The following is an 8,072-nucleotide window of genomic DNA, read 5'->3' on the forward strand; positions in this document are numbered from 1 at the left end:
TCTCCACAATGGCAGCATTCGAATACAAGGCGCTGGATCGCCGCGGCCGCCAGAAAAAGGGTTTGATCGAGGCCGATACCGCGCGTCAGGTCCGTCAGCAGCTCCGCGACCAAGGCATGATGCCCACCGATGTCCGCGAGGTCGCCGAGCAATCCGCCGGCCAGGGATTTCGGCGCGCAACTGGCTTCTCCTCCGGCGAGCTGTCGCTGTTCACGCGGCAGCTGGCGACACTGCTGCGCTCGGGCCTGCCGCTGGAGGAAGCGCTCAGTGCGGTCGCCGAGCAAACCGAATCACGCAAGGTCAAACGTACGACGCTGGGCGTACGCGCCAGCGTGCTCGAGGGCCACACTCTCGCGCATGCGCTGGGTAGCTTCCCCGGCGCCTTTTCGACGCTTTACCTCGCGACCGTCGAGGCGGGCGAACACTCCGGACACCTGGACCTGATTCTCGAACGCCTGGCTGACTATGTGGAATCACGCCAGCTGATGCAGCAGAAAATCGTGCTGGCGAGCTTCTACCCGGCCATCCTGTCGCTGGTGGCCGTGCTCGTAGTGGTGCTGCTACTGACCTTTGTTGTACCGCAGGTGGTTGAGGTGTTTTCCTCGATTGACCAGGAACTGCCGGCACTGACGCGCGGCATGATCGCGACCAGCGACTTTCTGCGCGCGAATTGGTGGCTGCTGCTGGGCGGGATCGCGGCCGCATCGGTCGGCTGGTCCTTGCTGAAGCGCCGCGATGCGTTTCGCTACAGGGTCGACGCGATCCGGCTCAAGCTACCGCTGATCGGGCGGCTGGCACGCGGACTGAACACAGCGCGCTTCACCCGCACGCTCAGCATCCTGTCGGGCAGTGGTGTCCCGATGCTGGAGGCGCTGAAAATCTGCGAACAGGTGGTGACGAACCTGCCAATGCGCGAGGCCATCACGAATGCGACTCGGCGGGTGCGCGAGGGCGAATCAATCAGCAAATCGCTCACGTCCAGCGGTCTGTTCCCGCCGATTGCGGTTCACCTAATCGCCAGTGGCGAGCAGTCAGGCAAGTTGGACGACATGCTGGAACGTGCCGCCGTGCATCAGGAACGTGAGGTCGAAACCCTGGTGGCCGGGCTCATGGGCGTATTCGAGCCACTGCTGATTCTGACCATGGGCGGCTTTGTGTTGATGATCGTGCTGGCCATTCTGCTGCCGATCTTCGAACTGAACACCCTGGTTCAGTAACGGGGTTCAGTCCCCGCCGACGACCGCAGCCGGTACCGACGCCCCCGAGATCAGACTGGTCGACAGCAGCGATTCGATCTTCCGCGGCACGTCATACTCGATCTCGACGATCGCGATGCGGATGGCGTTGGCAAATGCCTGTGCATCTGCGCTGCCGTGACTCTTGATCACGGTCCCCTGCAAACCCACGAAACTGGCCCCATTGTAGTTGCCAGGATTGATGCGGCGGGCGAAGGACTTGAGCACGGGCGCCGCCGCCAGCGCGGACAGCTTGGTCAGCGCGTTGCGGGAAAACTCTTCTCGCAAAAACATGCCGATGAGCTTGGCGACGCCCTCACTGGACTTCAGCGCAATATTGCCGGAAAAGCCGTCGCAGACGACGACATCCACGTCCCCAAGAAAGACGTCGGTGCCCTCGACATAGCCGATGTAGTTGAGATCGCTGGCCGTCAAGCGCTGACCCGCTTCGCGGATCGCGTCGTTACCCTTGATCTCTTCCTCGCCAATGTTGAGCAGCGCAACACGCGGAGACTCCAGACCATGGACGGCGTGGGCGACCACGTCACCCATCACGGCAAACTGCACCAGGTGCTCGGCCGTGCACTCGACGTTCGCGCCGAGGTCGAGCATGTGGGTGTAGCCGTCCACCGCTGGGATTCTTGAAATGATCGCTGGACGATCAATCCCGGGCAGCGTCTTGAGAACGAACCGGGCCGTCGCCATCAAAGCGCCGGTGTTCCCAGCGGACACGCAAGCCTGGGCCGCACCGTCCTTGACGGCGTTAATCGCCAGCCGCATCGACGAGCGCTTTTTGCCGCGCAACGCACGCGAAGGCAATTCATCCATGCCGACCACTTGTTCGGCATGGATGAATTCGACCCGGCCCGGAAACCGGGCCGACAAGGCCTTCACCTGCGCGCCAACCACCGCCTCATCGCCGACCAGCAGCAACGACAACCCGGCATGCTCCTGCAGAATGATCTCTGCTGCAGGCAGCACCACAGCAGGGCCGTGATCTCCGCTCATCACGTCCAACGCGATTCGCAAGTCAGACACCGCGCGGACCTGTAAGCGCTAAATGGCGATCATCAATGTGGCCGCCGTGCAATTGCGCGCAGCCGCCATGTGATGAAGGCAGGTTATTCCTGCTCTTCTGCAGGTTGCGACTTCACGATCACCTGACGACCACGGTAATAACCGTCGGCGGTGACGTGGTGACGTCGATGCGTTTCACCGGTGGTCGGATCGGTCGACAACGCGGCAGCGGTCAGCGCGTCGTGGGAACGGCGCATGCCGCGCTTGCTTCGGGTTTTACGGTTCTGCTGTACAGCCATCTCGAGGTCCTCAGTTGTCGTCCGAGCCGGTCAGAATGTCCGGAGGCATGCAGTCCGCATGCCGCGGGTAGCTCGGGACGGCGAGCAATAAATCATCGGCAATCGCTTCAAGCACTTCGAAACGATCACCATCCAAAACAATGGGTTCCGCATCTTCATCGACGTCCGCCGAATCCGACGTCACCAGATGCCAATGGACCGGCGACTCAATCGCATGTTCCATCGCGCCCATGCAGCGCTGGCACTGGAGTGTCGCCAAGGCCACAATACGGCCCGTCACGACGGCCGGTCGGGCCGCGGACCGAAACTCCGGCACCACAATACGCAACGATGCGTCAGCCGGTCGAAGCAATTCGACACCGGCTTCCTGCAGACGCGGCATCCGCTCGGCGGCAACGGAACCTTCCAATTGCTGCTGGGCGGGCGCTCGCGCCAGATCGATCCAAACCGGCATAGGGCGCTGCATGGCGCGCGCGATGATAGTGATGAGCTCCGATCAAGTCAAAGAAAACCAAGCATCCACGCCGGTTTCGCCCGCGTCGAACAAGCCGCTAATCCTGGCATCCGGCTCCAGGTATCGCCGGGAGATGATCGAACGGCTCCAGGTGCCGGTGCTCGCCATCGCGCCCGGAATTGATGAATCCCGCACGGCGGGAGAGTCGCCGCGCGCACTGTCGATTCGACTGGCGCGGCAGAAAGCCGCGCATGTCGCCCGCCAGTATCCGGATCATTGGGTGCTCGGCAGTGACCAGGTCGCCATGCTGGGCGACGAGGCCCTGGGCAAACCGGGCAACATCGAGCGCGCGCGGCAACAGCTCGGCGCCTGCTCGGGGAGCACGGTCGAGTTTCAGACAGCCATGTGCCTGCTCGGACCGACGAAGCGATTGGAACACCTGGACACGACACGGGTCCGGTTCCGTGCCTTGAGCCCCACCAGTATTGAGGACTACCTGTCCCGCGACTCCGCCCTGGACTGCGCCGGCAGTTTCAAGTCGGAAGGCTTCGGAATCACCTTGACCGAAGCCATTGAATCCGAGGACCCCAGCGCTCTGATCGGTCTGCCACTCATCGCATTGGCTGGCTGGCTGCGCTCCATCGGACTAATGGTGTCATGACGCACGGCTTGGTCAGGCTCTGCGCCGCGACTGCGCAGCCAACCACATCGGCAGTTCCGCCACATGCGCGATAAGGCCTAGCGGGTTGCAGCGCCGCAGCGTTTGGGCGTCATGCACACCACACAACACACCAACCGACGCGACCTGGGCGTTCCGCGCCATGGCCAGATCGTATTCGCTGTCGCCGACCATCAAGGCCCGGCCGGGCGGCGTGTCGGTTTCCCACAGCAATTCTTCCAGCATGTCCGGCGCCGGCTTCGATGGCGCCTCGTCCACGGTGCGCGTGGCCTTGAAGTAACTGCGCAGGCCGGTCGCATCGAGTGAGACCTCCAGGCCCTGGCGCCCCTTGCCGGTGGCGACCGCCAAGGTCAGTCCGTCGTCCGCAAATACCTGCAGCGTCTCGCGAACCTGCGGGAACAACGAGGCCTGCTCGAAGCGGCCAGGACCACGTCGTGCGCGATAATCCAGCAACTTGGGTTCGAGTTCATCGCGAGGGTGATCGGGAAAAAGAATCGCCATCGCCTCCCAGACACCCAGGCCGATCAGCGTGCTGATTTCGTGATCGTCCCGCTCCGGTAGCCCCAGGTCGGCGATGGCCGCCTGCATGGCATCCACGATGCCGCCTGCCGAATCCGACAAAGTGCCGTCCCAATCGAAGATGATCAGGTCAAAAGGACGCCTCATTCCCCGGCTGCCAGCAGTTCCATGAAGCGATCCGGCACGGAAGCGCTGACCTCCAGCAATCGTCCGGCCTGCGGATGGACCAGACGCAATCGCCACGCATGGAGGCACAACCGCCCTGGGGCGAGGGCCTGATCGCGGCCGGCATCGCCATACCGTAGATCGCCAACAACCGGATGGCCCTGACTGGCAGCATGTACGCGTATTTGATGGGTGCGCCCCGTGCCCAAGCGTGCCTCAAGCAGGCTAATCGTTCTGCGCCGGTCCAGCGCATCGAAATGCGTCACCGACAGCTTGCCATCGGCATCCGGACGCACGGTGCGCTCACCTCCTGACCTGGCGTGGACATCCAGCGCTTCCTCGACAGTGCGCGGCCCGCCTTTCCAGCGGCCGTGGACCAGCACCTGGTAGAGCTTCTCGGTCTTTTCACCATTCAACGCCTGCCGCGCGCGGCGCAGAGGTTCGCCGCGCCGAGCGCAGACCAGCACTCCGCTGGTATCCCGATCCAGACGATGGACCAAATCATAATCCTCGCCATGCGTATGCCGGAGACATTCAATGACACCAAACGGCACGCCGGACCCACCATGCACCGCAACCCCTTCGGGCTTGTCGAGCACAATGAAATCACCATCCACATCAATAATGGACTCGCGGACCTGATTGGTGAGGCGGTCCGGCGGCGGCCCGGACGGACGCTCGGCCGTCCGGACCGGAGGAATTCGGACCTGGTCGCCGCGCTCGACGCGCGTGCTGGGCTTGACGCGGCCACCATTGCGCCGCACCTGCCCGCTGGACAGCAATCGATACACATGCGATCGAGGCACGCCCTTGAGCTGGCCCAGCAACAAATTGTCGATGCGTTGACCGTCTTCGGCGGCGCTCACTTCGTGATACCGCACCTTTGGGGATTTATGTGGCAAACTAACTCCGCTGAATGACCGTTTCGATCGGTATCACAGCCCGACCCACCATGAGAGACACCCTCTGAGGTGGCGCCGGTGGGCAGATCGGCCCTTCTCTTCGTTGATCTTAACTCTGATCAGGCGTTCCTGGGATTCCGAACTGCACCAATTCGCAGCTGGTTTGCGCCGCTTTACACCGCGCGCAGGCCGCACAGGGATGAATCGCGCTCCCCTCCGCCCTAACGGTTGGTCCGAGCGCGCGCAACTGGATTGACTACAACATGAAACGCATTCTCGTGAACGCGACGCAGCGCGAAGAGCTGCGCGTCGCGATCGTCGACGGACAGCGCCTGATCGATCTCGATATCGAGATGGAACAGCGCCAAAGCCGCAAGGCTAACGTCTACAAGGCACGCATCACCCGACTCGAGCCCAGCCTCGAGGCCGCCTTCGTCGAATACGGGGGTGACCGTCACGGTTTCCTCCCGCTCAAGGAAATATCCCGCAGCTACTTCACCGGTGATCCCGGCGAAGGCCGTCCGGATATCAAGAAGGTCCTCAAGGAAGGCCAGGAACTGATCGTCCAGGTCGAGAAAGAGGAGCGTGGCACCAAGGGCGCCGCGCTCACGACCTATCTCAGCCTCGCAGGGCGATTCCTGGTCCTGATGCCGAACAACCCGCGCGCCGGCGGCGTATCCCGCCGCGTCGAAGGCGATGAACGGTCCGAGCTGCGTGAAGCCATGGCACAGCTGGAAATCCCTGACGGCATGGGCGTGATCGCCCGCACGGCCGGCATGGGGCGCTCGGCGGAAGAATTGCAGTGGGACCTGAACTACCTGATCGAGCTGTGGACAGCGATCGAACGCGCCTCCAGCGACATCAAGGCGCCCTACCTGATTTATCAGGAATCCAGCATCATCATCCGCGCGCTGCGGGATTACCTGCGCCCGGACATCAACGAAATCCTGATCGACAACCAGAAGCTGTTCGATCAGGCACGCGAGTTCATGCAAGCGGTGATGCCGCAGAACATCAGCAAGCTGAAGCTGTATGACGACCGCATTCCGCTGTTCTCGCGGTACCAGATCGAAAGCCAGATCGAGACCGCGTACAACCGCGAAGTGCGCCTGCCCTCCGGCGGTTCCATCGTCATCGACTACACCGAAGCGCTGACGGCGATCGACATCAACTCGGCGCGTGCGACCGGCGGTGCCAGCATCGAGGAAACGGCGCTCAACACCAACCTCGAAGCCGCCGACGAAATCGCCCGCCAGCTCAAGCTGCGCGACCTGGGCGGTCTCATCGTGATCGACTTCATCGACATGGGGCCGAACAAAAACCAGCGCGAGGTGGAAAACCGCCTGCGTGGCGCCGTCGCCAGCGATCGTGCGCGCATCCAGATCGGCAAGATCTCTCGATTCGGCCTGCTGGAAATGTCGCGCCAGCGGCTGCGCCCATCGCTAATGGATCACACGCAGAGCAAATGTCCGCGCTGCGAAGGCAAGGGCCAGATCCGCTCCATCGACTCCACCGCGCTCTCCGTGCTGCGGCTGGTCGAAGAAGAAGCGATGAAGGAAAAGACAGCTCGGGTCGAAGCGCAGCTTCCAGTCACGGTGGCGGCCTACCTGCTGAATGAGAAGCGGGTCGACGTCGCGGCGATCGAAGGCCGTACCGGCGTTGGGGTGCTGTTGCTGCCGACGCCAGGCATGGATCATCCGCATTTCGAGATCCAGCGAATTCGCGGCGACCAGATGAAAGATGTCGCCGAATTCAGTCACGAACTGATTCAGCCGCGCAACGAGGATGTTGCCGAAGCGCTGCACAAGAAGCCGGAAGAGAACAAGAAACGCGTACAGCAGCCGGCTGTCAGCCAGCTCGTGCCATCCGTACCGATTCCGCCACCCAAACCCAAGCCGGCCGACGCCCCTGCCGAAGCGCCAGCAGCGGCGGTGCCACAAAAGGGTCTTCTCGTTCGCCTGTGGGAAGCCCTCTTCGGAACTCCGAAGAAGACGGAAGCACCGAAAGAACAACCCGCTCCCAAGCGTGCCGCGCGGGACGATCAGTCGCGCAGCCAGAATCGGTCGGGGACTAGAAACCAACAGAATCGTCGCCGCGGCGCCCGAGGCTCAAACGCAGAGCGCGGCAATCGCGAACGCAAGCCTCGTCCGCCCCGTGATGCATCGGCTGCGAAGCCTGCTGACCGGAATGAGCGCCCGCCCAAGGCGGATGTGCCCGCCGGCAAGCCGAACGAGCCCGCCGCTCGCGTCGAAAGCAAAACTGAGACTGCCGCGCAGACAGCGCAGACATCGCAGTCCGCTCCCCCGCAGGACAAAGATTCCGCATCGGGCGAGAACAAGTCTTCCGGCAACCGGCGTCGTCGCGGTCGCCGTGGTGGCCGACGGAATCGCCGTGGCAGCGGCGCGGCCGGTGCTGGCGACAATGCGCAGCCGGATAACAACGCGGCGGCAGATGGTGGCGATACATCAAACGCCGCTGTCGACAAGCAGACGCCGCCGCCGGCAGACGCCGCGCAAACCAGCGACAAGGACGGCACGCCGACACGCTCCGGCCGTAACCGTCGCCGCGGACCCCGCAAACCGGCCGGCGACAACGCGGAGACCGATCGGAAGGAAGCGCCGGTAGGCGCCGACACTGCCGCGGAATCCAAGCCTGAATCCAAGCCTGAATCGAAGCCTGAATCGAAGCCTGAGCCCAAGCCTGAGCCCAAGCCTGAGCCGAAGCCTGAGCCGAAGCCTGAGCCGAAGCCTGAGCCGAAGCCTGAGCCGAAGCCTGAGCCGAAGCCTGAGCCGAAGCCTGAGC

General features: G+C 63.1%; 8 protein-coding genes. 3 read left to right on the forward strand and 5 right to left on the reverse strand.

Features of this window, described 5'->3' with window-relative positions; genetic code table 11:
• The first annotated feature begins 8 nt into the window (after positions 1-8).
• Positions 9-1,217, forward strand: coding sequence for a type II secretion system inner membrane protein GspF (gene gspF / locus ACE1EY_RS06900; RefSeq protein ID WP_291515119.1), 1,209 nt, complete (start codon positions 9-11; stop codon positions 1,215-1,217).
• A gap of 6 nt (positions 1,218-1,223) precedes the next feature.
• On the opposite strand, the gene plsX is transcribed toward gspF, so the two are convergent.
• From plsX to ACE1EY_RS06915, 3 genes are all read right to left on the reverse strand, one after another.
• Complete coding sequence (plsX, locus tag ACE1EY_RS06905) at positions 1,224-2,273, reverse strand: phosphate acyltransferase PlsX (RefSeq protein WP_291515118.1); 1,050 nt, start codon at positions 2,271-2,273, stop codon at positions 1,224-1,226.
• A gap of 83 nt (positions 2,274-2,356) precedes the next feature.
• The gene (gene rpmF, locus ACE1EY_RS06910; protein WP_291515117.1) at positions 2,357-2,551 is read right to left on the reverse strand and encodes a 50S ribosomal protein L32; all 195 of its coding nucleotides are present in this window, start codon (positions 2,549-2,551) and stop codon (positions 2,357-2,359) included.
• Positions 2,552-2,561: 10 nt separating this feature from the next.
• Complete coding sequence (locus ACE1EY_RS06915; RefSeq protein WP_291515116.1) at positions 2,562-3,005, reverse strand: YceD family protein; 444 nt, start codon at positions 3,003-3,005, stop codon at positions 2,562-2,564.
• A 31-nt stretch (positions 3,006-3,036) separates the two neighbouring features.
• Between ACE1EY_RS06915 and ACE1EY_RS06920 the strand changes: the two genes are divergently transcribed.
• The gene (locus ACE1EY_RS06920; RefSeq protein ID WP_370299772.1) at positions 3,037-3,666 is read left to right on the forward strand and encodes a nucleoside triphosphate pyrophosphatase; all 630 of its coding nucleotides are present in this window, start codon (positions 3,037-3,039) and stop codon (positions 3,664-3,666) included.
• A 12-nt stretch (positions 3,667-3,678) separates the two neighbouring features.
• On the opposite strand, the gene ACE1EY_RS06925 is transcribed toward ACE1EY_RS06920, so the two are convergent.
• Both ACE1EY_RS06925 and ACE1EY_RS06930 read right to left on the reverse strand, forming a co-directional pair.
• Positions 3,679-4,350, reverse strand: a complete 672-nt coding sequence (locus tag ACE1EY_RS06925) for an HAD-IA family hydrolase (RefSeq protein WP_291515114.1) — start codon at positions 4,348-4,350, stop codon at positions 3,679-3,681.
• Complete coding sequence (locus ACE1EY_RS06930; RefSeq protein WP_370299773.1) at positions 4,347-5,270, reverse strand: RluA family pseudouridine synthase; 924 nt, start codon at positions 5,268-5,270, stop codon at positions 4,347-4,349. Before ACE1EY_RS06930 ends, ACE1EY_RS06925 begins: the two co-directional genes overlap by 4 nt.
• Before the next feature lie 263 nt (positions 5,271-5,533).
• Between ACE1EY_RS06930 and ACE1EY_RS06935 the strand changes: the two genes are divergently transcribed.
• The coding region (locus tag ACE1EY_RS06935) for an Rne/Rng family ribonuclease (protein ID WP_370299774.1) at positions 5,534-8,072 on the forward strand (2,539 nt) is incomplete at its 3' end.

Source organism: Abyssibacter sp. (assembly GCF_964229365.1).
GTDB lineage: Bacteria > Pseudomonadota > Gammaproteobacteria > Nevskiales > OUC007 > Abyssibacter.